This window comes from Variovorax sp. (assembly GCF_965279555.1).
Classification (GTDB): domain Bacteria; phylum Pseudomonadota; class Gammaproteobacteria; order Burkholderiales; family Burkholderiaceae_C; genus Variovorax.
This window is the reverse complement of the sequence record NZ_OZ257247.1, coordinates 1,149,358-1,172,502: the sequence shown is the minus strand read 5'-3', so window position 1 is coordinate 1,172,502 and position 23,145 is coordinate 1,149,358. Positions and strand designations below refer to the sequence as shown.

The following is a 23,145-nucleotide window of genomic DNA, read 5'->3' as shown; positions in this document are numbered from 1 at the left end:
TCTGACTGCGGAATTCTTTACAAATGATGCTGCATGTGCCCGGGGTACTGAGCCCCGACCAGGTTCGCCAGATGCGCCTCGCGCTCGACGCCGCGCCATGGACCGACGGCCGCGAGACCGTCGGCGACCAGGGTGCCCAGGTCAAGCGCAACCGGCAGTTGCCGGAGCAATCGCCGATCGGCCGCGAGCTCGGCAAGACGGTGTTGGCCGCGCTGGCCCGGAATGCCCTCTTCTTCTCGGCCGCGCTGCCCCTGCGCTTCGTGCCGCCGCTGTTCAACCGTTATGAAGGCGGCGAAAACTACGGGGTTCATGTCGACGGCGCGGTGAGGGCCGTTCCCGGCAGCGGGGAGCAGCTGCGGACAGACCTGTCCTGCACCCTCTTTCTTTGCGAGCCGGAGGACTACGACGGCGGCGAACTGGAGGTGATCGACACCTACGGCTCGCACGAAGTGAAGCTGCCTGCCGGCGACCTCATTCTTTATCCGGCCAGCAGCCTGCACCGGGTGCATCCGGTCACCCGGGGGGCGAGGGTGTGCTCGTTCTTCTGGCTGCAAAGCATGGTGCGCAGCGACCAGCAGCGCGGCATGCTTTTCGAGCTCGACCAAAGCATCCAGAAGCTGCGGGCGCGCCTTGGCGAGTGCGAGGAAACGGTAGCGCTCACCGGCCACTATCACAATCTGCTGCGGCTCTGGTCGGACGTCTGACGCCTGCAGATGGGTGTTGCATGAACTGGTAACACCATAGTTATTGCAAATGCGATAAATTCTTATTTATAATCAGCCACATCCAACAGCCAGCCAACTGCCGCTTTCACCGCCATGATCGTTTGCGTCTGCCGCCGAGTCTCCGACCGCGAAATCGCACGTCACGTGCGCGCCGGCATGACTTTCGACGAAGTCCAATTCGAACTCGGCGTGGCCACCCAGTGTGGTCAGTGTGAAGGTTGTGCGCGCGATATCGTCGCGCAGTGCAGCGCTTCGCACCCGGTCGCCGCCTTGAATTGCGAGCCGGGTCCGAGGACGATCCAGCTTGCCAACTCCATCAAGGAAAGCAAGGCATGGAACTCGTCTCGGCACTCGGCGGCAGCCTGATCCTGGTCGCAGGCTCGGTCTGGTGGATTTTCCGAAAATAACGCCGGTAGCGTCTTCGTAGCGGTTTTGCTGCAATCGTGGCACTTTTCTGGGTGTCCGCATTCGAATGGTTGATCGTGTCTGATCGCTTTGCCCCTCCCCCCTCCGTCCTCGGCCTGTCCCGCAATGTCGTCATTGCCGGCAGCGTCATCGTCTTTCATGCGGCCGCGCTATGGGCACTGCAAAGCGGGTTGCTCCGGCGCGCTGCCGAGGTGGTGATTCCGGTCGAGATCCTGAGCCAGTTTGTCGAGCCGCCGAAACCGAAGGCCGATCCCCCTCCTCCGCCCCCGCCGCCGCCTCAGCCCAAGGTGACGAAGGCGCCGCCTCCGCCGCGGCCCCAGGCCATTCGCGAACCCACGCCGGCGCCACAGGCGCCCGTCGGCGTCACGGAGCCGCCACCTCCGGCTGCCCCGCCGGCGCCGCCCACTCCTCCTGCGCCGCCCGCACCGCCACCGGCTCCGCCGGCACCGCCCGCCGTGCAGTTGCCATCCAGCAACGCCGACTACCTGCAGAACCCCAAGGCCACCTACCCGGCCATGAGCAAGCGGCTAGGCGAGCAGGGCAAGGTCATCGTGCGGGTGCTCGTCGGCGTCGACGGGCTGCCCAAGAGTGCCGAAGTCAAGAAATCCAGCGGCTTCGATCGCCTCGACGAAGCCGCCGTGGAATACATCCTGAAATGCCGGTTCGTTCCCGGCAAGGTCAATGGGGTGGTGCAGGCCATGTCCTATGACGCCCCCGTCAACTACGTTCTGAACTAATTTTTCTCTGGAGCAACTTCGTATGGATTCCCAATTTGGCTTGATGAACGTCTGGAACCAAGGCGACTTCGTCACCAAGGCCGTGGCGGTGCTGTTGATCGGCATGTCGCTCGCGTCGTGGATCGTGATCATCGTCAAGGCACTCGACGTCATCCGCTACAAGCGTCTTGCCAAGCACTCGCAAGACTTCTGGCACAGCGAAGACTTCGCGACCGCGCTGAACAAGCTCGGCAAGGACGACAGCAACCCGTTCCGCGCGCTGGCCCTCGAAGGCCGCGAAGCCGCGGCGCACCACCGCAACACCAAGGCCCATCTGCATGACGCGCTGGACGTGAGCGACTGGATCACGCGCTCCCTGCGCAACGGCATCGATGCATTCACCGCTCGCCTGCAGACTGGCCTGGCCATCCTGGCGTCGGTCGGCTCGACCGCTCCCTTCATCGGCCTGTTCGGCACGGTCTGGGGCATCTATCACGCGCTGATGAGCATCGGCTCGGCCGGCCAGGCGACCATCGACAAGGTGGCCGGTCCGATCGGCGAGGCGCTGATCATGACGGCCCTGGGCCTGGCCGTGGCCATTCCCGCGGTGCTCGGCTACAACGCGCTGGTGCGCGGCAACAAGTTCGTGCTGACCAAGCTGAATGCCTTCGCCCACGACCTGCACGCCTACTTCGTGACCGGCGCCCGCGTTCAGAGCGGCACCGAAGCGATCGTGGTTCCGCTCAAGAAGGGCTGAGCATCATGGCTTTCGGAACCCAAGACGAACCCGATGAGGTGATGAACGAGATCAACATGACGCCGCTGGTCGACGTCATGCTGGTGCTCCTGATCATCTTCATCATCACCGTGCCGGTGATGAAGCACGCGGTCAACATCGACCTGCCACGCGCCACGAGCGAGCCCGAGCAACCCAAGCCGCAGAACATCCTGTTCAGCATCACGGCGAATGGCGAGTATTACTGGAACGAGCAGAAGATCGACGACAGCGAACTGCCAGCCCGCCTGGCGGCCGAAGCTGCCAAGGACCCGCAGCCCGAACTGCACATCCGCGGCGACAAGGCCGTGCGCTACGAGCGCGTGGCCAAGGCCATGTCCGAAGCCCGCGAAGCCGGCGTGCGCAAGATCGGCTTCATCACGGAACCCGATACGAAGTGACCTGAATCGCGATCGAAAAAAAGTTGATCGCCGCTATTGATTTTTTTATTGCGAATCATTATCATTCAGTCATCGCTTCGATAAGGGAACACCAAATGCCAGCCACCCCCAACGCTTTTTCTGTTCTGAACCATCCTTCGCTCGACCAGTCGGGTGGCGGCCACGCGTCGATCCAGGCAATGCGTCCTGTCCCGATGGTCGAAAGCACGGAGCTTCTGAAAGGAAGCAAGACCGTGGGCATCATGCACAACGGTTCCCTTTATCGGCTTCAAGCCACCAAACTCGGCAAGCTGATCCTGACCAAGTAAGGTTGTTCAGCCCGCCCCTCGCGCAAGTTTCATCGTGGGGCGACTCAAGGAGATTCATCTCTCCAAGGGTCGTTTTTTGCTAGCCAACGGTTCGCCGACTAGCCAAGCTTTTTTTCACGCTGAAGCCGCCAAAAAGAAAACGCCGACCTTGAAGTCGGCGTTTTGCTTTGTGCGATTCCGAAAAGTGTCAGAGGCCGAGCGCGGCAATGCCCGCCTTGGCGATCTGCGCATCTTCATTCGACTTCACGCCGCTCACGCCAACTGCGCCGATCACGTGGCCATCCTTCACGATCGGCACACCGCCTTCGAGCAGGCCCTGCACTTCAGGCGCCGTCAGGAATGCCGTACGGCCGCCGTTGATGATGTCTTCATAGACCTTGCTCTCGCGACGACCCATGGCAGCCGTGTGTGCCTTGGCGGGGGCGATGTGCGAAGACAGCGCTGCGGCACCGTCCAGACGCTGCAGCCAGAGCAGGTTGCCGGCGTCGTCCGAAATGGCGATGGTGACAGCCCAGTTGTTCTTGAGGGCCTCGGCTTCTGCCGCCGCGGCAATGGTCTTGACGTCGGCGAGTTCGAGGAATGACTTGGTCTTCATGGTTTGGCTCAGGTTGCGTAAAAACCCCACAGCATAACGGCCACGCAGCCAGCAGTGCCTTCGGGCAGGTGCCAAGCTTGGGAACATCCTGCATACGGTCTTTCTCGAAACCTCCTCTTGCAGCCCCCTAGAATGCGCCCCAACTGCGTCTTAGCAGCAACCACAGGAGCTCCGGCCATGAACGACCGCGTTACCACCCTAGACACCTCCACAGGCTACGGCCAGCCGCTGGCCCAGGCAGAACGCCAGCGCGTGCTGCGCAACACCTACTGGCTGCTCGCGCTCAGCCTGCTGCCCACCGTGCTCGGCGCCTGGGTCGGCGTCAGCACCGGCATCACCCGCTCGCTCACCGGCGGCCTCGGCCTCATCGTGTTCCTCGGCGGCGCGTTCGGCTTCATGTTTGCCATCGAGAAGACCAAGAACTCCGCCGCCGGCGTGCCGGTACTGCTGGGCTTCACCTTCTTCATGGGATTGATGCTGTCGAGGCTGATCGCCATGGTGCTGGGCTTCAAGAACGGCTCGGAACTCATCATGACGGCCTTCGGCGGTACTGCCGGCGTGTTCTTCGTCATGGCCTCGCTGGCCACGGTCATCAAGCGCGACCTGTCGGGCATGGGCAAGTTCCTGTTCGTCGGCGCGATGGTTCTGATGTTCGGCGCCATCATCAACGTGTTCGTGGGCTCGAGCACCGGCATGCTGGTGATCTCGGTGGCTGCAATCGGCATCTTCTCTGCCTACATGCTCTATGACCTGAAGCAGATCATGGACGGCGGCGAAACCAACTACATCACCGCCACGCTCGCGCTTTACCTGGACCTGTTCAACGTGTTCCAGAGCCTGCTGGCGCTGCTGGGCATCTTCGGCGGCGAACGCGACTGACCGATAGGCCCCGAGAAGGGCCACACACCAGGAACAAGGGCCCCGCGAGGGGCCCTTTTCTCATTCCAGCTCGAACACCGCGATCGACTCGACGTGCGCCGTGTGCGGGAACATGTTGACCACCCCCGCAAACGTGCAGCGGTAACCCGCCTGATGCACCAGCAGGCCGGCATCACGCGCCAGCGTCGACGGATTGCAGCTCACGTACACGATGCGCTTCGGCGGCGTCCAGCCGTCGGTGCGCAGTTCGGGCTGCTGATGCAGGTCGGCCATGGCCTTGGCAAGCGCGAACGCGCCTTCGCGCGGCGGGTCGACCAGCCATTTGTCGGCGCTGCCGTCCGCCACCAGCATGGCCGGCGTCATCTCGAACAGGTTGCGCGCGACAAACGTTGCGGGCGACAGCGCACGACGGGCGGAGGTCGCGGGCTGGTTCGCCTGGTAGTTGTCGGTGGCGCGCGCCACCAGCGTGTCGCTGCCCTCGATGCCCAGCACCTCGCGCGCCTTGCTCGCCAACGGCAGCGTGAAGTTGCCGAGGCCGCAGAACCAGTCGATCACGCGCTCGTCGGGCTGCACGTCGAGCAGGCGCAGCGCCTTGCCCACGAGCGCGCGGTTGATGTGCGGATTGACCTGCGTGAAATCGGTCGGCTTGAAAGGCATCGTGACGCCGAACTCAGGCAGCCGGTAAGCCAGCGGCGTGCCGCCCTCTTCGAGCAGCTTGACTGTGTCAGGCCCCTTGGCCTGCAGCCACCATTGCACGCCCTCGTTCTGCGCTGCAAAAGCCTTCAGGCGCTCGATGTCAGCGCGCGACAGCGGCTCCAGATGCCGCAGCACCAGCGCGATCGTGCCGAGCCTCGTGGAGTCCGGTGCGTCGCCGCAGGCGAGTTCGATCTGCGGGCAGGTCTCGCGCGCATCGAGCGAGCCGATCAGCGCGCGCAGCGGCATCAGCATTTCACTGACCTGCTTCGGCAGCACCGGGCAAACCTGCATGTCGGCCAGGTAGCGGCTCTTGCGCTCGTGGAAGCCGATCAGCACCGTGCCCTTCTTGACCACGTGCCGCACCGACAGCCGCGCGCGATAGCGGTAATGCCACGCCGGGCCTTCGAGCGGCCGCAGCAGGTTCTCGGGCTTGACCTTGCCGAGGTGCCACAGGTTGTCTTCCAGCGCGCGCTGCTTCACGGCCACCTGGGCGGCCGGGTCCAGGTGCTGCATCTTGCAGCCGCCGCAGGCGCCGGTGTGCAGGCCGAAATGCGGGCAGCCGGGGCGCACGCGCTGCGATGATTCACGGCGGATGGCCGTGACCGTGCCCTGCTCCCAGTTGTTCTTGCGGCGATGGACGTTGAACTGCACTTCCTCGAAGGGCAATGCGCCCTCGATGAACACGACCATGCCGTCGGCCTTGTGCGATACGCCCTGTGCGTCGAGGTCGAGCGACTCGACCTGCAGCCATTCTTCGCCGGGATTCGTGGGGACTTTCTTTTCTTCGATGGATTCCGTCATCCCCCGATTGTCTCAGCGCGGCCGAGGCAACCTGAAAGCACCTAGAACAACGCGTCCCGCCCGACGCCCGAACGCGCCAACTGGCGGCGCATCTTGGCCAGCGCCTCGTTCTGGATCTGCCTGACACGCTCACGCGTGAGACCGAGCCGGACGCTCAGAACCTCGAGGGTTTCGGGCTCGCGATCGTGCAGGCCATAGCGGCCCTCCAGCACCTCCCGCTCGCGCGCATCGAGCGCATGCACCCACTGGTCGAGCAGGCGCTCGACTTCATGCGCGTGCGTGGTGCCGCTGGGACTGCTTTGTTCGTCGTCGGAGGCCACGGTGTCGGCCAGCGTGAAGCCGTCGTCGCCGCGCGCATCGCCCGCATCGAGCGAGCGCGGCGCCTCGGCCAAGGCCAACAGGTCGGCCACCGCCTGGACGTCACGCCCGAGCAGCGCGGCGATGTCTTCCACGCGCACGCCGTCGCGTCGGCGAGCGAGGAACTCGGCGTCGCCTTCGAGCGTGCGCCGGGCACGCAGCACCTGCTGGAGTTCCCGCACCACATGCACCGGCAGGCGGATCGCCCGTGCCTGCGTCATGACGGCGCGCTCGACAGACTGGCGGATCCACCAGGTCGCGTAAGTAGAGAAGCGAAAGCCGCGTTCGGGCTCGAACTTGCCGATGGCATGCATCAGCCCGAGGTTGCCTTCTTCGATCAGGTCGGACATCGGCACGCCGCGCCCCAGATAGCCCTTGGCAATGCTCACGACGAGCCGCAGGTTGTGCTCGATCATCGACTGCCTCGCGGCAAAGTCGCCGGCCCGCGCGGCGCATGCGGCCTGGTATTCCTCGGCGGGAGTGAAGAGTTCTGTGCGACGAACCTGGCGCAGGTAGATGGTGAGGGCGTCGGCGCCCTCACCGCCGATCGAATCGGCAGTCGCACCATTGGGCTGTGCGGCTGTGCCCTCTAGCGAGCGAAGGTCTTGCTCGGGTGGCTCGTCGGCATGGTCCGCGGAAGGCGGAAGCGCGCTGCCCTTGCCCGCCAACCTGCGCACGGGCGGCGTGCGGCGGGGGCGGGAGGCAGGCATGGCATCACCGGCCGGGCAGGTAACGCGAGGGATCGACGGGCTTGCCCTGGCGGCGGATCTCGAAGTGCAGCTTGACGCGATCGGAATCGCTGCTGCCCATTTCGGCGATCTTCTGGCCCTTCTGAACCGACTGGTCTTCCTTCACGAGCAGCGTCTGGTTGTGCGCATACGCGGTCAGGTAGGTGTTGTTGTGCTTCAGGATGATCAGGTTGCCGTAGCCGCGCAGGCCGGCACCTGCGTAGACCACACGGCCATCGGCGGCGGCCAGCACCGGGTCGCCTGCCTTGCCGCTGATGTCGTAGCCCTTGTTCTTGGCCTCGTCGAAGCCTGCGATCAGCGAACCGCTCGCGGGCCAGATCCAGCCGAGGTCTTCGTCACCCGACGCACCGCTGCCCGGTCCTGCCGGAGATGCGGTGACGGGAGCCGGCGGCTTGCTTGCGCCGGTAGGAGGCGTGACCGGCGCGATGACGGGAGGCGGCGTCACGGGCTTGGTGACAGCACCTTCGGAGCCGCTCGAAGTCGAAGGCGCTGCGGCGACGGAAGTACCCGGGCCGGTCGGGGGAATTACCCGCAGCACCTGGCCGACTTCGATCAGGTCGGGGTTGTCGATGTTGTTCCAGCGCACGATGTCTTGCCAGCGCTGCCCTGTCTCGATGCCGATGCGGCGAATCGTGTCGCCCGGACGCACTGCGTAGTAACCGGGCTTGCCGTAGTTTTCAATGCCGGCAAGCGGCTTGCCATTGGCGTCGGTGGTGATCGGTGGGCCGCCAGGAACCGTGCCGGGTGCCGGGGCGCGAGTCATGGTGCCGCGGTCTTCGACCGGTGCCGGCCCACGCGGCGTGGAACAGCCCGCGATCACGAGCACAAAAGCCAACGTGATGCCAGCGAACCAACTCCGATTGCCAATACCCTGCATTTGTTATTCCTTCAAGCAATCCCCGATTTTAGGGGGACAAAGTGGACCGCCTCAAGAATGAGCCGCTCCAACCCCCGCGGGGTCTTGTCAATGACGACAAGTGCTTGACCGCCGCTCGCGGAATGGGTCGGCGCCACGATGCGGCCACCTACCGCGAGTTGAGTGATCCAGGCTTCGGGCACCGCCTCGCCACCCGCCGCGGCAATGATGCCGGCGTACGGCGCGCCCTTGGCATAGCCGATCATTCCGTCGCCCAGCATGAGATGCACGGTGGCCAGCCGGAAGTGCCGCAGGTTCGCGCGCGCGCGCTCATGCAGCCCGCGCAGGCGCTCGATGCTGTAGACCTCCGTGGCCACATGATTGAGCACAGCCGCCTGATAGCCGCAGCCGGTGCCGATCTCCAGCACGCGGCCCAGCTTGTCTTGCGGCTTGCCGACCAGCGCCGGCGCGCCGAGCAGCAACTCGATCATGCGAGCCACCACGCTGGGCTTGGAAATGGTCTGCCCCAATCCAATAGGCAGGCTCGTGTCTTCGTAGGCCTGGTTGACCAACGCGCTGTCGACGAAGCGATGCCGGTCCACGGCACCCATTGCACGCAGCACGCGCGGATCGGAAATGCCCTGCGCCGCAAGCTTCTGCACCATGCGTGCGCGCACCGCGTCCGAAGCCATCGAGGGCGTGGACGGCACCATGGGCTTGACCGGCGCGGCGGGCATGCGCCCGCGCGTGGCGGCCGAAGCTGTGGGTGTCAGTCGAACGGGGAAACTGGGCCGCTGCGTGGCCATGTCAGTTGCCGAGACGGGCCACCGTCTCGCGCCATTGGCCGAGGTTGGCGTGGTCGGTCAAGTCGATCTGCAACGGCGTCAGCGCAATGTGGCCCGCGGCGGTGGCGTGGAAGTCGGTGCCCTCGCCGCTGTCCTTGGCTCCACCCGCGCCGGCGATCCAGTACATGGTTTCACCGCGCGGGCTGTCTTGCGTGATCACTTTCTCGGCCGCGTGTCGGCGGCCGAGGCGACAGACCTTGACCGGCTTGAGCTGATCGAACGGCAGGTTCGGCACATTCACGTTGAGCAGGAAAGGCGCGCCGCCGAGCATGCGCTCGCGCTCGATCTGCTGCACCAGCCGGCGCGCCACCTGGCCGGCCGCATCCACGTGCGCCCAGCCCTTCTCGATCTGCGAGAAGGCGATGGCCGGGATACCGAAAAGATAGGCCTCCATCGCCGCGCCGACGGTGCCCGAATAGATGGTGTCGTCGCCCATGTTGGCGCCGTTGTTGATGCCGGACACCACCAGATCGGGCCGGTAGTCGAGCAGGCCCTTGAGCGCGATATGCACGCAATCGGCCGGCGTGCCGGTCACGTAGCGAAAGCCGTTGTGCGCCTCGCGCACGTAGAGCGGAGCGGCCAGCGTGAGCGCGTTCGACTTGGCGCTGTTGTTGTGTTCGGGGGCCACCACCTCGACGTCGGCGATGTCCTTCAGCGCGTCGTGCAAAGCGACGATGCCCGGCGCCTGAAAGCCATCGTCGTTGGAAATAAGTATCTTCATGGTGTCCTGGATGCACCAGATTGTAGGCGCCGGGTGCGTCGCAGCAGGGACAAGCCCGCCTTGCCGCGCCCCCTATCATCGCCCGCATTCATTGCCCTCACCCGACTCACACGAAGGAGACCCGAGCATGCACGCATGGCTTTGCGAAAACCCCACCGGCGTCGATGCGCTGACCTGGAAGGAACTGCCGACCCCGACCCCGGGCCCCGGCCAGGTGCTGATCGAGATCAAGGCCGCCAGCCTGAATTTCCCCGACCTGCTGATCGTGCAGAACAAATACCAGATGAAGCCGCCGCTTCCCTTCGTGCCGGGCTCCGAGTACGCAGGCGTCGTGCAGGCGGTCGGCGAAGGCGTCACGCACCTCAAGGTCGGCCAGAACGTGGCCTGCCTGTCGGGCACAGGTGGATTCGGCACCCACACGCTGGCACCCGCCGCGCTTTGCATGCCGCTGCCGGAAGGCTTCGGTCATGTCGATGCAGCCGCTTTCATCATGATCTACGCCACCTCCTGGCATGCGCTGATGGACCGCGCACAGCTCAAGGCCGGTGAAACCGTGCTGGTACTTGGCGCCGCCGGCGGCGTGGGCACGGCTGCCATCCAGATTGCCAAGGCTGCGGGCGCGAAGGTCATTGCGGCAGCATCGACCGACGAGAAATGCGAACTCTGCCGCTCCATCGGCGCAGACGCGACGATCAACTACACCACGCACGCCCTGCCCAACGGTTTTCGCGATGCCATCAAGGCCGCCACCGACGGCAAAGGACCGGATGTCATTTACGACCCGGTCGGCGGTGATTTCGCGGAGCCGGCGTTTCGCTCGATCGGATGGCGCGGCCGCTATTTGGTGGTGGGTTTTGCATCCGGCCCCATTCCGTCGCTGCCATTGAATCTGACGCTCTTGAAAGGCGCCTCGCTGGTCGGCGTGTTCTGGGGCGATTTCGCCAAGCGCGAACCCAAGGCCAATGCGCAGATGATGGCCGAATTGGCCCAGTGGTACGGTCAGGGAAAGATCAAGCCGGTGATCGACAGCACGATGCCGATGGCGGAATTGAAGGCCGCCTATGCCCACATGGGCTCGCGCGGTGTCAAAGGCAAACTCGTGATGGTCAACTGAACGCGCTGCTGCGCGTCAACCCCAATAAAAAAGCCCGCATACGCGGGCTTTTTTATTGGGCAGCTACCTGCCACCGAATGCGCAGGCACTTACTTGATCTCGTAATCGGAAAGCGACTTGCCGGCAGCCAATGCTTCCGTCACCCAACGCGGCTTGCGGCCACGGCCACCAGACCAGGTTTCGCCCGTCGGGCCACGGTATTTGGCGACGGCCTTTGCCGGAGCGGCACCAGCGCTGCGTTTTGCAGTGACGGCGCGGCCGGTCAGTTTCAGGTCAGAAGCCGTCAACCCATATTCGGCAATCTTCTTGCGCAACTCTTCGATCACGCCAGCGCGTTCCTGGTTGCGCAGGTCTTCGGCCTGCTTGCGCAATTGCGCAATCTGCTCGTCGTGCTTCTTGATCTGGGAATTGATATCTGCGAGGGTCGAAGCCATTGTTGGACTCCTGAAATTGAAAACGAGCGGATTTTAATTCAATTTACATTTGTCACGCACGCGCCTCTCGATCAAAAAACCTGCAGTTCATTGCTTTAATGCAACAACTCGCAACGTAACGCTGCGCCAGCCCAGGATGGGATATGCGAATCAGAAGAGGAAAAGAGAGTTGGCGTGCCGTAGAACACGGGGCCGGAAATGACAACGCCGGAGCAAGTCCGGCGATGTAATCCTTTGGCGGCTATTGAGCAATAGCGCAAAGGAGATATTTTTGGGGTGGCTGATGGGACTCGAACCCACGACGACCAGAATCACAATCTGGGACTCTACCAGCTGAGCTACAGCCACCGCAGAGCCTCAGATTGTAGCGTTAAAAATCGTCGTTTTGACGATTGAGATCAACTCGATTGCTCGAAAGTCACATTCGTGCATCTCAACCAGCCGCCAGCGGACCTGCGGAAGGCACGCTTTCCTCGATCTTGATGGAGCCGTCGGGCCGCTCGCAGGTGCCGATCAGCAGGCCGCTCGCAATGGCGTGCGCGCGCAGGGCTTCGAAAACCTCGTCCCGGCCGGGCGTACCGGAGAACTCGGGCGCCTGGCTCAACGCGAACACCTGGAATGCATAGCGATGCTTTCCGTGCCCCGGCGGCGGATCGGGCGGCAGCCACATAGCCTGCAATGCCGAATTGCGCCCGACATGCAGGCCAGCGCCATCGTTGTCCGGACTGGGTATGGCAGCTTCGGCAAGGGAGCCGATCTCAGGCGGCAAGCCGACGACGATGGCATGCACCAGCGGGTTCGGCGTCGGCGAATCTGCGTCCTCCACGATCAGCAACAGCGCCGCACTGCCTGCAGGCAGATTCGTCCATTGCAGAGGTGGCGACACGCCCTCCCCGTCAGCCGTGTACCGCGCAGGTATTGGCGCATGGTCTACGAACGCGATGCTCGTCACCGCAATGGAGGCCATGCCCTCCCGCATTCCGAGCGAATTGAAGACGATGTTGTCCAACCCCGCGCGAACACCCTGCAGCGCGTGACCAATGACATCAGGCAATTTTTCCAGCATGCGACGGGTATACCGCCGCGTGGCGCCGCCTCTTGTAGGACGCCACGCGCCCTCGGCGTCGCGGCGATCCATATGGCTCCGCTATCATGAATGCGAGCCGCGCAGACCGCTTGGCTTTCGTCATCTCCACTTCACCGCAAAAGGAATTTTTTCATGAGCATCGTCTGGACTATTCTGATCGGGTTCGTCGTGGGTCTGGTGGCACGTGCCGTCAAGCCAGGGGACGATTCCGCGGGCTTCATCATCACCACGATCATCGGCGTTGCCGGCTCACTGATCGCGACCTACATCGGCCAGGCGATGGGCTGGTACATCGCCGGACAGGGCGCCGGCTTCATCGCTTCCGTGCTTGGCGCAATCGTGCTGCTGATTCTTTACGGCCTGATCAAGCGCAAGAGCTGATGCCGCCGCGGGCACCCCGCAAGCCACGCGCAAAGCACCACGTCTATGTGGTCGAACTCGACGACCGCGTCTGGAACAACGGCCGTTTTCGCCGTGCCAACCCCGACTACCAACTCGGCAAGCCCTTCGTCTATGTGGGCATGACGGGGCTGGACCCCGACATCCGCTTCGACAAGCACAAGGCCGGCATCCAGGCCAACAGCTTCGTCCAGGAATTCGGCCTGCGCCTGCTGCCTGCGCTCTACGAGCGCTACAACCCCATGCCTTATGAAGACGCCCGCTCGATGGAAGTCGAGCTCGGCATCATGCTGCGCAAGGCCGGCTACGGCGTATGGCAGGCCTGAGCCAGCCAGTGCACCACGACCACGCACTCAGGCGTAAGTCACCCAGTCTTCGTAAGCCGGACCGTCCAGGTGCGGCAGCGTGTTGTAGGTCACGAGCATGTGCCGCTTTGGCGTGAACGCGAATTCCGTGACCGAAGTGTTGCGGATGCGCAGATTGAGTTCGATCGTGGTTTCGGCACTCGTCCCCAGCACATGGCCGACGGCGGTGCTGATCGGGCCGCCGCTGGACACCACCAGCACTTTCGCGCCGTGATGCCTGTCGCGCACATGGTCGAGTGCCGTGGTCACGCCCGCCAGGAAGTCGACATAGCTCGGCATGCCTGCAGGCTCGGTCTTGCCCTGCATCCAGGCACCCAATCCTTCGCGCAGCAAGCGGAAGTGATGACGGTACATCTCGGGTGAATCGGGCTTCTCCAGCTTGCCTTCATGGATCGTGGCGATCACAGCCTCGCTGTCGTACTCGTTGAGTCCGGGCCACGGCAGCACGTCGTCGCGCGAAAGGCCCAGCCCTTTGGCGATGCCTTCCCAGGTCTGGCGATGGCGCTTGAGCGTGCCGGTAATCACCGCATCGAAAGCCATGCCGCGCTCGCGCCAGTATTCGCCGAGCCGAACGGATTGCCGATGCCCGAGTTCGCTCAGGTTGTCATAGTCGGCGGCACCAAAACTGGCTTGCCCGTGGCGCACGAGATAGAGGGTTCCCATGTGCGGGATTCTGGCAAGAAGCGTGGTTGCCGCTTGTCCCTCGTGCGACCAGAACGAAAAAGCCCGAGCCATTGGCTCGGGCTGTGTCTTGCGTTGCGAAGACTCTTGCGGCTCAGCGACCGGCTGCTGCTGCGCCAGGCAGCGGGTCAGCCGGCTTGGGCACCAGGATCTGGGCCTTGTAGCGGTCCTTCAGCATGTTGTAGTACGCGGCATCTTCCGCGGCGGCCACCGACTGGCCGACCTGCGTCTGCTCCTGCTTCGCGAGCTCGGCAGGCGGCGGCGTGCGCGGGACGACCTTGTTCACGCGAACCACGGCATAGCCTTGCGCGCCCAGGTCCACGCCGACCAGGGCCGGCAGTTTGGCGGCGTCGGCACGCAGCGCGGCGTCGATCACCGGCAGCGGTTGCGATGCCGCATCGCGGCGCGAGACGGTCATGGCCGCGCCGAAGGTCGCGCCGTCGGCCTTGGCCGTCCACGCGGCGAGCTTTGCTTCGCCTTCTGTCTTGGCCAGCACGGCGGCGCGCTCATTGACGAGCTGTGCGCGGATCTTGTCCTTGACCTCGGCCAGCGGCACCGGATGCGCCGGCGTGTACGTCGTCACGCGGCCCGATGCGAGTTGGCTCGAGCCGACCTCGATCGCCTCGGTGTTCTGCTTGCGCTGGAGCGAATCCGGGGCGAACAGCGCATTCAGGAAGTTGCGGCTGGCCAGCGGGCCGGTTGCGCCCGGCACGGGCGTGCGCGCCACGTTGCTGGCCGTCTGGATCGTGAGCTTCAGCTTCTCGGCCGCGGGCTTCAGGCTGTCGGGCGTCTGGTACACGGCGTCGGTGAAGGTCTCGGCGGCCTTCGCGAACTCTTGAGTGGCCTGCTGCGAGCGCACGTCGTTCTCGATGGTCGCGCGCACCTGTTCGAAAGGCGGCACCACTGCAGGCTTGATGTCGGTCAGGTGAATGATGTGATAGCCGAACTCGGTTTCGACCACGTTGCTGATCTCGCCCTTCTTGAGCGAGAACATCGCGTCTTCGAACGGCTTGACCATCGCGCCTCGGGTGACGAAGTCGAGGTCGCCGCCCTTCTCCGCCGAGCCCGGGTCTTGTGAATTCTTGCGCGCCACGTCGGCGAACGTGTTCGGCGCCTTCTTCACTTCGGCCAGCAGTTCTTCCGCCTTGGCCTTGGCCTTTGCGCGATCGGCTGCGGGCATGCTCGACGGCGCGGTGATCAGGATATGGCTCGCGCGGCGTTCTTCCTTCGTGCCGAAACGCGCGGCATTCTGGTCGTAGTAGGACTTGAGATCGGCCTCGCTGACGTTGATGTTCTTCTTGGCCGCTTCTAGGTCGAGCACCAGGTACTCGATGTTGGCCTGCTCCGGCGCCTGGAACTGCGCCGCGTGGTCCTTGTAGTAGGTCTCGATGTCGGCGTCGCTCACCGTCACCTTCGAGGCGAATGCCTCGGGGCCGAAGCGCGCCACCTGGATTTCGCGGCTGTCGTAGAAAGCGTTGATCGTGGTGGCGGCCAGTGCCGGCGGCGTGAAGGCCGTGCCCGAAATGCCAAGCATGACCTGCTGCGTTGCCATGTCCGCACGCACGGAGGCTTCGTACTGTTCGGGCGTGCGGCCCGTCACGCGCTGGAAGGTCTCTCGGTCGAACTTGCCGTCGGGCGTGCGGAACGAGGCCAAGCCGGGGTCTTGCGCGAAGATGCGCGAAAGGCGGTCTTCCGACACAGTCATGTTCGCCTTGGAAGCTGCTGCCGCCAGCACGCGGTCGCGCACCATGCGCTCCAGGGTGGCGTAGCGCAACGCATCGGACTCGAGCAGCGTCGGGTCGACGTTGGGAGACTGCTGGCGAATGCGGTCCGTCTCGACGCGATGCTGCTGATCCCACTCGGGGCGCGTGATGTCGTGCCCTTCGATGCGCGCAACCTTCTCGTCACCGCCGAACCCCTGGTAGCGTTCGACCCCGAAGAACACGAACGAGGGAATGATCAGCAAGAACAAGAAAATCATCACGATCTTGGTGTGCTTGCGGAAGGCTTCAAACATGCTTGAACACTCTTTTTCGACAGCTGTCGGACGGCAATAAAAAAGGCGAACTTGCGGTTCGCCTTTGCATCTGGTGGTGGTGGGTGCTGAGGGGCTCGAACCCCCGACCTACGCCTTGTAAGGGCGCCGCTCTACCAACTGAGCTAAGCACCCCACCGGAATTTATTCTCCGAGTCTAACGCCTTAGTTCAGCGCGTCTTTCAGCGCCTTGCCTGGACGGAACTTCGGGATCTTGGCGGCCTTGATTTTAATCGCGTCGCCGGTACGGGGATTTCGGCCCGTGCGGGCAGCGCGTTTGCCTACTGCGAAAGTGCCGAAACCGACGAGCGAAACAGAACCGCCCTTCTTGAGCGTGGTACGAATGGCGCCGATCGTGGATTCGAGCGCGCGGGTCGCTGCGGCTTTGGAGATGTCGGCGTTCTTTGCGATGTGCTCAATCAGTTCGGTCTTGTTCACAAGGGCCCCTTGTAGAAAAAAAGTTGGTCGGCTTTCGTCAGCTGCGACCTGGCCGCGGTGTGTGCGACTCAAGAACCTGGCAGGCCTGACGCCTCGGCAGCGCACTGCCAGCGAGGATTACAACCACTGGTCTGCAGGGTGTCAATAAGACACGGCGCCCAGCCGATCAGCGGAGCGCGCGATTTTAGGGGCCTTTCGTGAACTCCTTTTCCCGTGCGGCTCAAAGCGCCTCGGCAATGGCTTTGCCGAGGTCGCTGGTGCTCGCCTTGCCACCGATATCGGGGGTGCGCGGTGCTCCGCTTTGGGGCGCGAGCACCTTCTCGATGGTCGACAGGATGGCATCGTGCGCCTGCTTGTGGCCCAGGAACTCCAGCATCATCGCGCCGCACCAGATCTGCCCGATGGGGTTGGCGATGCCCTTGCCCGCGATGTCGGGTGCCGAGCCGTGCACCGGCTCGAACAGCGACGGCGTGGTGCGCTCGGGGTTGAGGTTGGCGCTCGGCGCGATGCCGATGGTGCCGGTGCAGGCCGGGCCCAGGTCGGACAGGATGTCGCCGAAGAGATTGCTCGCCACCACCACGTCGAAGAAGTCGGGCCGCTGCACGAAGTGTGCGGTGAGGATGTCGATGTGGAACTTGTCGAGCGTCACGCCCGGATAGCTCTTGCCCATCTCGGCCACGCGCTCGTCCCAGTAGGGCATGGTGATCGAGATGCCGTTCGACTTGGTGGCGCTGGTCAGGTGCTTCTTGGGCCGCGACTGCGCAAGCTCGAAGGCGAACTTCAGCACGCGGTCTACACCCACGCGCGACATCACGGTTTCCTGCACCACGATCTCGCGCGGGGTGCCCTGGTACATGCGACCGCCGATGCTGGAGTACTCGCCCTCTGTGTTCTCGCGCACGATGTACATGTCGATCTCGCCCGGCTCGCGCGGCGTGCCATCGCGCCGCACCACCGGCGCGATGATGCCGGGCATCAGGCGCGCCGGGCGCAGGTTGATGTACTGGTCGAACTCGCGGCGAAACATCAGCAGCGAACCCCACAGCGACACGTGGTCGGGAATCTTCTCGGGCCAACCGACTGCGCCGAAGAAGATGGCGTCATGTCCGCCGATCTGGTCCTTCCAGTTGTCGGGCAGCATCTGGCCGTGCTTCTCGTAGTAGTCCCAGCTCGAGAAGTCGAAGTGGTCGAACTTCAGGTCGATGCCGAATTTGGTGGCCGCCGCCTCGAGCACGCGCAGGCCCTCGGGCGTGGTTTCCTTGCCGATGCCGTCGCCGGCGATGACTGCGATTCTCTGGGTGCTCATGATGTGGCTCCTGCTTGTTGGGGAACGGAAAAGAATTCGAGTGCCTCGACCAGCAATGCGTCGGGCGCTTCTTCGGGAACGTAGTGGCCGCAAGGCAGGGCATGGCCCGATACCTCGGCCGCGCGCTCGCGCCAAAGCGCCAGCACGTCGAAGGCCTTGCCGACCGCGCCGTGCTCGCCCCACAGCACGCGCAACGGCTGCGCAAGGCGTCGCCCGGCTGCGATGTCGGCACGGTCATGGACGAGGTCGATGGTTGCGGAGGCGCGGTAGTCCTCGCAGATGGATTCGGCCGTACCGGCGATGCCGGCGCAGCGCTCGTACTCCGCAAGCACCTCGGGCGCGAACGGCGCCAGGCCCGCATGCCGCCCGCCCATCACGCTGCGCACGTAGCGCACCGGGTCGGAGGCGATCAGTGCTTCAGGCAGCGGCGGAGGCTGGATCAGGAAGAACCAGTGCCAATATGCCTTGGCAAACGCTTCGGAGGTCTGCTCGTACATGGCGAGCGTGGGCGCGATGTCGAGCAGCAGCATGCGCTCGACCGCCGCCGGATGGTCCGCCGCAAGCCGGTGCGCCACGCGCGCGCCGCGGTCATGCGCGAGCACGCCGAAGCGCTCGAAGCCGTGGTGCCGCATGGCGGCGAGCGCGTCGAGCGCCATCTCGCGCTTGCTGTAGACACGGTGCTCGGCATCGGCGGCCGGCCGGCCCGAATCGCCGTAGCCGCGCAAGTCCAGGGCGACCACGGTGTAGCGCTCGGCCAGCGCCGGCGCCACGCGGTGCCAGATCGCATGCGTCTGCGGATGACCGTGCAACAGCAGCAGCGGCGCACCCTGCCCGCCGATGCGGCCGTGGATGCGCACGCCGTCGCGCGCGATGTCGAAAGTGGGAAAGGAAAGGAACGGGTTCGTCACGTCGGCGATTGTGCGTTGCGCCCTCGCGGCCATCAAGCAACAATCAGCCAATTCATACTTTCCATTTCGGCATGAATTCTCCCTTGATGGACCGTGGCGACCTGGCGCTGGTGCTGGCCATCCGCGACCAGGGCAGCCTGGCCGGCGCCGCCGACACGCTCGATGTCGTGCCTTCCGTCATCACCAAGCGGCTTGGCGCGCTCGAGGTGCGGCTGGGCCAGCGCCTGTTCGACCGCACCACGCGGCGGCTCAGCGTCACGGCCGAGGGCGAGGCGGTCTGCCTGCATGCGAAGACGCTGCTCGAGGGCTTTGCCGCGCTCGAAAGCGAACTAGGAGAGCGCCAGAATGAACTGGTCGGCACGATCCGCCTCGCCGCCACATTCGGTTTCGGGCGACGCTGGCTCGGGCCCGCGCTGGCCACTTTCCAGACCCGCCACCCGGCACTGCAGATCGAGCTGCTGCTGACCGAGCAGCTGCCAGACCTCGGCGCCGAAGGCTACGACGGCGCCATCTGGCTCTGGGCCGTGCAGCAGCCCCGGGCGGCCGACTGGGTCACGCGGCGCATCGCACGCAACCAGCGCGTGCTGGCGGCGTCACCGGACTACCTGGCACGCCGCGGCATGCCGGCCACGGTCGAGGCACTGGCATTGCACGACTGCCTGGTCGCGCGTGAGAACGGAGAGGTCAACCAGCGCCAGTTCACGCTCTGGAGCCTGCGCCATGCGCGCGACGGCAGCACGGCGCGGGTGCGGGTGCAGGGCCGGCTGGCAAGCAATTCAGGCGAGATGGTGCGCGACTGGTGCCTGGCCGGGCATGGCGTGATGCTGCGCAGCCTCTGGGACATCGCTCCGCAGCTTGCCAGCGGCGAACTGGTGCGCGTGCTGCCGCAATATGCGATGGCGGACGCCGACATCCATTGGGTCGCCCCGTGGCGGCCAAAGACGCCGCGCCGCGTGCGGCTGCTGGTCGACCACCTCGCGGAGCAGTTTCGAGCGGAGCCCTGGAAGCCGGGCAAGGCCGGCGCACGCTGAATATGCAGGCCGGCCGGCTCAGCGCTCGCTGCGCACCACCAGGCTCACGCCGACGGCCGTGAGCGCAATGCCCAGCACCGTCACCAGGGTGATCGGCTCGCTGAACAGCAGCCATGCCATTACCGCCGTGCAAGGCGGCACCAGGTACAGGAGGCTGGTGACGGCAGTGGCCGTGCCGCGCTGTATCAACATATATAGAAGAGAACTGCCGCCCAGCGAAAGCGCCAGCACCGACCAGGCCATCGCGCCGCCCGACTGCAGGTTCCACTCGATGTGCTGCGGCTCCAGCGCCGCGAAAGGCAGCGTGACGAGCAGCGCCGCCGCCATCTGCACCGCGCTTGCGCTGCGCACATCGCACGGCGCGACGAAGCGCTTCTGGTACAGCGTGCCCGCGGTGATCGAGATCAGCGCCATCAGCGCCAGCCCCATCGTCAATGCACTCACCTCGCCGCCCTGCCCGAGCTTGCGCGACACCACCAGCACCAGCCCGGCGAAACCCAGCGCGAGTCCGCCCCACTGCCGCTTGGAAATGCGCCCGCCATTGAACGACATCCAGACCGCCGTGAGCACCGGCTGGATTCCGACCAGCAGCGCCACCAGCCCGGCGCCCATGCCCTCATGCACCGCAGCCCACACGCCGCCGAGGTAACCCGCCTGCATCAGGATGCCGGTGACGGCCAGGTGCCCCCACTGGGCGCGCTGCTTCGGCCACGCGACCCGCGCCAGCGCGACCCACATGCCGAAGCAGGCCAGGGACAGCGCATAGCGCACGGCCAGGAACTTGAGGGGTGGCGCGTACGGCATGCCGTAGCGCGCGACGATGAAGCCAGTGCTCCAGATCAGCACGAAGACCCCGGGCATCGCCCGCAGCCAGCCCGCATTGCGGGCCGTGGCCGCCGAGGTCATTTGGTACGCGCCCGGATTTCTGGAATGGCCTTCTGCAGGTAGTACACCATCGACCAGATGGTGAGCACGGCCGAGATCCAGATCAGCCATTGACCCCAGAGCCCGGTGTCGATCACCTTGAAGAGACGCCCGTCATACAGAAGGAACGGGATGGCGATCATCTGCACGGTCGTCTTGACCTTGCCGATCATGTGGACAGCCACGCTCTTGCTGGCGCCGATCTGCGCCATCCATTCGCGCAGCGCCGAGATCGCGATCTCGCGGCCGATGATGATGAGCGCCACGAACACGTCGGCGCGCTGCAGGTGAACCAGCACCAGCAGCGACGCGCAGACCAGGAACTTGTCGGCCACCGGATCGAGGAAGGCGCCGAAGGCCGAAGTCTGGTTGAGCTTGCGCGCCAGGAAGCCGTCGAGCCAGTCGGTGGCCGCGAAGACGATGAACATGACCGTGGCGATCAGGTTGCGCATCGGCTCGGCCATCGGCAGGTAGAACACGCCGACGATCAAAGGGATCGCGACGATGCGCGTCCAGGTCATGATGGTCGGTAAGGTCCAGAACATCGCTTGATTGTGTCATGGCGGCGTTACCCCTCGACCGGCAACCGGTTGAGGGCACCCGCCTCAGTGCAGTGCCTTGTAGATCTCTTCCGCCAGGTCGGAGGCGATGCCCTCGACGGAGGCGATGTCTTCCACGCTCGCCGCGGCCACGCCGCGGATACCGCCGAAGCGTTGCAGCAGCCGCGCCCGCCGCTTCGGCCCGATGCCCGGAATGTCTTCGAGCTGGCTGCCTCCCACCCGCACCTTGGCGCGCTTGGCCCGCATGCCGGTGATGGCGAAGCGGTGCGCCTCGTCGCGGATCTGCGCCACCAGCATCAGCGCGGCGGAGTCCTTGCCCAGGTAGACCTTCTCGCGGCCGTCGGCGAACACCAGTTCTTCGAGCCCGACCTTGCGGCCTTCGCCTTTCTCGACGCCGACGATCAGCGACAGCGGCAGGCCCAGCTCGCCGAACACCTCGCGCGCCATCGACACCTGGCCCTTGCCGCCGTCGACCAGCACCAGGTCGGGCATGCGCGCGGTGCGGGGCTTCGGCGGGACTTCGGTGCCGTCGCTCTCGGCGTCGCCGGGCGGCAGCGCATCGGTCTCGGCCGCCATCGCCTCGGCCAGCTTGCCGTAGCGGCGGTGCAGCACCTGGCGCATGGCCGCGTAGTCGTCGCCGGGCGTGATGCCTTCGATGTTGTAGCGGCGGTACTCCTTGTTCTGCATGGCGTGGTGCTCGAACACCACGCACGAGGCCTGCGTGGCCTCGCCGGCCGTGTGCGAGATGTCGAAGCACTCGACGCGGAAGTCGTCGAGGTCGTCCGAGGCCAGCTCGAGCGCATCCGCCAGCGCGCGGGTACGCGCCTGCTGCGAGCCCTCCTCGGCCAGCAGCCGGGCCAGTTGCAGGCCGGCATTGGTCTCGGCCATCTCGAGCCAGTGGCGGCGCTGCTCGCGCGGCTGGAACACCGCCGTCACGCGAGAGCCGGCCTGCTGCGAGATCGCCTCGATCAGCTCGCGGCTCACCTGCTGGCTCAGCACCAGCGTGGCCGGCACCGGCACGTCGATGTAGTGCTGGGCGATGAAGGCCTCGAGCACCTGCACCTCGATCGGGTCGGCGGCAACGAGGCTGGCATCGTCGCCGTCGTCGGCGTCCAGCTCGCCATGATGGATCTGCGCCGCGTCTTCCACATGCACGGGGAAGTACGGCCGGTCGCCCAGGTGGCGGCCGCCGCGCACCATGGCCAGGTTCACGCAGGCCTTGCCGCCCTGCACCTTGACGGCAAGTATGTCCACGTCCTTGTCGGAGGCGATCTCGATGGACTGCTGGTGCAGCACGCGCGAGATGGCCGACATCTGGTTGCGCAGCTCGGCCGCCTGCTCGAACTCGAGCTTCTCGGCGTGCGTCATCATGCGTTGCTCCAGCTTCGAGAGCACGAGCTGCGTGTCGCCCATCAGGAAGGCCTCGGCGCTGGCCACGTCCTGCGCATAGGCGTCGGGCGCGATGTAGCCGACGCAGGGCCCGCTGCAGCGCTTGATCTGGTACAGCAGGCAAGGCCGCGTGCGGTTGGCATACACCGTGTCCTCGCACGTGCGCAGGCGGAACACCTTCTGCAGCAGCTGGATCGATTCCTTCACAGCCCAGGCGCTGGGGTACGGCCCGAAATAGCGGTGCTTCTTGTCGACCGCGCCGCGGTAGTAGGCCAGCCGCGGAAACTGGTGCGACGCGATCTTGAGATAGGGGTAGCTCTTGTCGTCGCGGAACAGGATGTTGTAGCGCGGCTTGAGCGTCTTGATCAGGTTGTTCTCGAGCAGCAGCGCCTCGGCCTCGGAGCGCACCACAGTGGTCTCCATGCGCACGATCTTCGAGATCATGTGACCGATGCGGGTGCCGCCGTGGCTCTTCTGGAAGTAGTTGGCGACCCGCTTCTTGAGGTTGCGCGCCTTGCCCACGTACAGCACCGCGCCCGCGGCGTCGAAATAGCGATAGACCCCGGGCAGCTGCGGCAAGGCCGCGACTTCGCTGAGCAATTGATCGGAATGCACGTCTGACAT

The 23,145-nt window shown here is 64.9% G+C and carries 27 protein-coding genes and 2 tRNA genes; 11 read left to right on the top strand and 18 right to left on the bottom strand.

Annotated elements, in window-relative coordinates; genetic code table 11:
* The first annotated feature begins 23 nt into the window (after positions 1-23).
* From ACQY8B_RS05775 to hemP, 6 genes are all read left to right on the top strand, one after another.
* A complete protein-coding gene (locus ACQY8B_RS05775) occupies positions 24-704 on the top strand; it encodes a Fe2+-dependent dioxygenase (protein WP_422085805.1) in 681 nt (226 codons plus the stop codon).
* A 114-nt stretch (positions 705-818) separates the two neighbouring features.
* A complete protein-coding gene (locus ACQY8B_RS05770) occupies positions 819-1,091 on the top strand; it encodes a (2Fe-2S)-binding protein (protein WP_422085804.1) in 273 nt (90 codons plus the stop codon).
* Positions 1,092-1,204: 113 nt separating this feature from the next.
* On the top strand, positions 1,205-1,888 hold the full coding sequence (locus ACQY8B_RS05765; RefSeq protein WP_422089158.1) for an energy transducer TonB: 684 nt from the start codon (positions 1,205-1,207) through the stop codon (positions 1,886-1,888).
* A 22-nt stretch (positions 1,889-1,910) separates the two neighbouring features.
* Complete coding sequence (locus ACQY8B_RS05760; protein WP_422085803.1) at positions 1,911-2,624, top strand: MotA/TolQ/ExbB proton channel family protein; 714 nt, start codon at positions 1,911-1,913, stop codon at positions 2,622-2,624.
* A 5-nt stretch (positions 2,625-2,629) separates the two neighbouring features.
* Complete coding sequence (locus ACQY8B_RS05755) at positions 2,630-3,043, top strand: ExbD/TolR family protein (protein ID WP_422085802.1); 414 nt, start codon at positions 2,630-2,632, stop codon at positions 3,041-3,043.
* Positions 3,044-3,138: 95 nt separating this feature from the next.
* The gene (hemP, locus tag ACQY8B_RS05750; RefSeq protein ID WP_422085801.1) at positions 3,139-3,351 is read left to right on the top strand and encodes a hemin uptake protein HemP; all 213 of its coding nucleotides are present in this window, start codon (positions 3,139-3,141) and stop codon (positions 3,349-3,351) included.
* 187 nt (positions 3,352-3,538) lie between these two features.
* Here the strand turns inward: hemP and ACQY8B_RS05745 are convergent, their stop codons facing one another.
* Positions 3,539-3,946, bottom strand: a complete 408-nt coding sequence (locus ACQY8B_RS05745; protein WP_081268676.1) for a GlcG/HbpS family heme-binding protein — start codon at positions 3,944-3,946, stop codon at positions 3,539-3,541.
* Positions 3,947-4,123: 177 nt separating this feature from the next.
* Between ACQY8B_RS05745 and ACQY8B_RS05740 the strand changes: the two genes are divergently transcribed.
* Complete coding sequence (locus ACQY8B_RS05740) at positions 4,124-4,825, top strand: Bax inhibitor-1/YccA family protein (protein ID WP_081268675.1); 702 nt, start codon at positions 4,124-4,126, stop codon at positions 4,823-4,825.
* Positions 4,826-4,885: 60 nt separating this feature from the next.
* Here ACQY8B_RS05740 and rlmD read toward each other — a convergent pair whose 3' ends face one another.
* Genes rlmD through surE form a run of 5 tightly spaced genes read right to left on the bottom strand, consistent with a single transcriptional unit; the run spans position 4,886 to position 9,850 of the window.
* Positions 4,886-6,322 carry a 23S rRNA (uracil(1939)-C(5))-methyltransferase RlmD gene (gene rlmD / locus ACQY8B_RS05735; RefSeq protein ID WP_422085800.1) on the bottom strand — a complete coding sequence of 479 codons (1,437 nt, stop codon included), beginning with the start codon at positions 6,320-6,322 and terminating at the stop codon, positions 4,886-4,888.
* 41 nt (positions 6,323-6,363) lie between these two features.
* Complete coding sequence (locus ACQY8B_RS05730) at positions 6,364-7,389, bottom strand: sigma-70 family RNA polymerase sigma factor (protein WP_422085799.1); 1,026 nt, start codon at positions 7,387-7,389, stop codon at positions 6,364-6,366.
* A 4-nt stretch (positions 7,390-7,393) separates the two neighbouring features.
* Positions 7,394-8,305 carry a peptidoglycan DD-metalloendopeptidase family protein gene (locus tag ACQY8B_RS05725; RefSeq protein WP_422085798.1) on the bottom strand — a complete coding sequence of 304 codons (912 nt, stop codon included), beginning with the start codon at positions 8,303-8,305 and terminating at the stop codon, positions 7,394-7,396.
* Positions 8,306-8,316: 11 nt separating this feature from the next.
* A complete protein-coding gene (locus ACQY8B_RS05720) occupies positions 8,317-9,090 on the bottom strand; it encodes a protein-L-isoaspartate(D-aspartate) O-methyltransferase (protein ID WP_422085797.1) in 774 nt (257 codons plus the stop codon).
* A gap of 1 nt (position 9,091) precedes the next feature.
* On the bottom strand, positions 9,092-9,850 hold the full coding sequence (surE, locus tag ACQY8B_RS05715; RefSeq protein ID WP_106933873.1) for a 5'/3'-nucleotidase SurE: 759 nt from the start codon (positions 9,848-9,850) through the stop codon (positions 9,092-9,094).
* A gap of 127 nt (positions 9,851-9,977) precedes the next feature.
* Between surE and ACQY8B_RS05710 the strand changes: the two genes are divergently transcribed.
* Positions 9,978-10,964: an NADPH:quinone oxidoreductase family protein gene (locus ACQY8B_RS05710; protein ID WP_422089157.1), complete on the top strand. Its 987-nt coding sequence runs from the start codon at positions 9,978-9,980 to the stop codon at positions 10,962-10,964.
* Positions 10,965-11,053: 89 nt separating this feature from the next.
* Here ACQY8B_RS05710 and ACQY8B_RS05705 read toward each other — a convergent pair whose 3' ends face one another.
* The 3 genes from ACQY8B_RS05705 to ACQY8B_RS05695 all read right to left on the bottom strand — a co-directional run bounded on the left by ACQY8B_RS05705 (position 11,054) and on the right by ACQY8B_RS05695 (position 12,464).
* A complete protein-coding gene (locus tag ACQY8B_RS05705) occupies positions 11,054-11,398 on the bottom strand; it encodes an H-NS family nucleoid-associated regulatory protein (protein WP_422085796.1) in 345 nt (114 codons plus the stop codon).
* 272 nt (positions 11,399-11,670) lie between these two features.
* Positions 11,671-11,746 (bottom strand) — tRNA-His (locus tag ACQY8B_RS05700).
* Positions 11,747-11,831: 85 nt separating this feature from the next.
* Positions 11,832-12,464 (bottom strand): YbhB/YbcL family Raf kinase inhibitor-like protein, encoded by a 633-nt coding sequence (locus tag ACQY8B_RS05695; protein WP_422085795.1) that lies wholly within the window; start codon positions 12,462-12,464, stop codon positions 11,832-11,834.
* Positions 12,465-12,617: 153 nt separating this feature from the next.
* Between ACQY8B_RS05695 and ACQY8B_RS05690 the strand changes: the two genes are divergently transcribed.
* Both ACQY8B_RS05690 and ACQY8B_RS05685 read left to right on the top strand, forming a co-directional pair.
* Positions 12,618-12,866: a GlsB/YeaQ/YmgE family stress response membrane protein gene (locus tag ACQY8B_RS05690; protein WP_422085794.1), complete on the top strand. Its 249-nt coding sequence runs from the start codon at positions 12,618-12,620 to the stop codon at positions 12,864-12,866.
* Positions 12,866-13,210, top strand: a complete 345-nt coding sequence (locus ACQY8B_RS05685) for a hypothetical protein (protein ID WP_422085793.1) — start codon at positions 12,866-12,868, stop codon at positions 13,208-13,210. Before ACQY8B_RS05690 ends, ACQY8B_RS05685 begins: the two co-directional genes overlap by 1 nt.
* Positions 13,211-13,237: 27 nt before the next feature.
* On the opposite strand, the gene ACQY8B_RS05680 is transcribed toward ACQY8B_RS05685, so the two are convergent.
* The 6 genes from ACQY8B_RS05680 to ACQY8B_RS05655 form a co-directional block, all read right to left on the bottom strand.
* Entirely contained in the window at positions 13,238-13,912 is a 675-nt protein-coding gene (locus tag ACQY8B_RS05680) for a histidine phosphatase family protein (protein ID WP_422085792.1), read from the bottom strand.
* 112 nt (positions 13,913-14,024) lie between these two features.
* Complete coding sequence (locus ACQY8B_RS05675; protein WP_422085791.1) at positions 14,025-15,947, bottom strand: SurA N-terminal domain-containing protein; 1,923 nt, start codon at positions 15,945-15,947, stop codon at positions 14,025-14,027.
* A gap of 77 nt (positions 15,948-16,024) precedes the next feature.
* A tRNA-Val gene (locus tag ACQY8B_RS05670) sits at positions 16,025-16,100 on the bottom strand.
* A 30-nt stretch (positions 16,101-16,130) separates the two neighbouring features.
* Positions 16,131-16,403 carry an HU family DNA-binding protein gene (locus ACQY8B_RS05665; RefSeq protein WP_007830705.1) on the bottom strand — a complete coding sequence of 91 codons (273 nt, stop codon included), beginning with the start codon at positions 16,401-16,403 and terminating at the stop codon, positions 16,131-16,133.
* 220 nt (positions 16,404-16,623) lie between these two features.
* Positions 16,624-17,709, bottom strand: coding sequence for a tartrate dehydrogenase (locus tag ACQY8B_RS05660; RefSeq protein ID WP_422085790.1), 1,086 nt, complete (start codon positions 17,707-17,709; stop codon positions 16,624-16,626).
* Positions 17,706-18,650 (bottom strand): alpha/beta fold hydrolase, encoded by a 945-nt coding sequence (locus tag ACQY8B_RS05655; protein WP_422085789.1) that lies wholly within the window; start codon positions 18,648-18,650, stop codon positions 17,706-17,708. The genes ACQY8B_RS05660 and ACQY8B_RS05655 overlap by 4 nt, the downstream gene beginning before the upstream one ends.
* 38 nt (positions 18,651-18,688) lie before the next feature.
* On the opposite strand from ACQY8B_RS05655, the gene ACQY8B_RS05650 reads away from it, so the two are divergent.
* Positions 18,689-19,648, top strand: coding sequence for a LysR substrate-binding domain-containing protein (locus tag ACQY8B_RS05650; protein ID WP_422085788.1), 960 nt, complete (start codon positions 18,689-18,691; stop codon positions 19,646-19,648).
* 18 nt (positions 19,649-19,666) lie between these two features.
* Here ACQY8B_RS05650 and ACQY8B_RS05645 read toward each other — a convergent pair whose 3' ends face one another.
* Genes ACQY8B_RS05645 through uvrC form a run of 3 tightly spaced genes read right to left on the bottom strand, consistent with a single transcriptional unit; the run spans position 19,667 to position 23,145 of the window.
* Positions 19,667-20,554: a DMT family transporter gene (locus tag ACQY8B_RS05645; RefSeq protein WP_422085787.1), complete on the bottom strand. Its 888-nt coding sequence runs from the start codon at positions 20,552-20,554 to the stop codon at positions 19,667-19,669.
* Entirely contained in the window at positions 20,551-21,117 is a 567-nt protein-coding gene (gene pgsA, locus ACQY8B_RS05640) for a CDP-diacylglycerol--glycerol-3-phosphate 3-phosphatidyltransferase (RefSeq protein WP_081268659.1), read from the bottom strand. The genes ACQY8B_RS05645 and pgsA overlap by 4 nt, the downstream gene beginning before the upstream one ends.
* Before the next feature lie 60 nt (positions 21,118-21,177).
* Positions 21,178-23,145, bottom strand: coding sequence for an excinuclease ABC subunit UvrC (gene uvrC, locus ACQY8B_RS05635; RefSeq protein ID WP_422085786.1), 1,968 nt, complete (start codon positions 23,143-23,145; stop codon positions 21,178-21,180).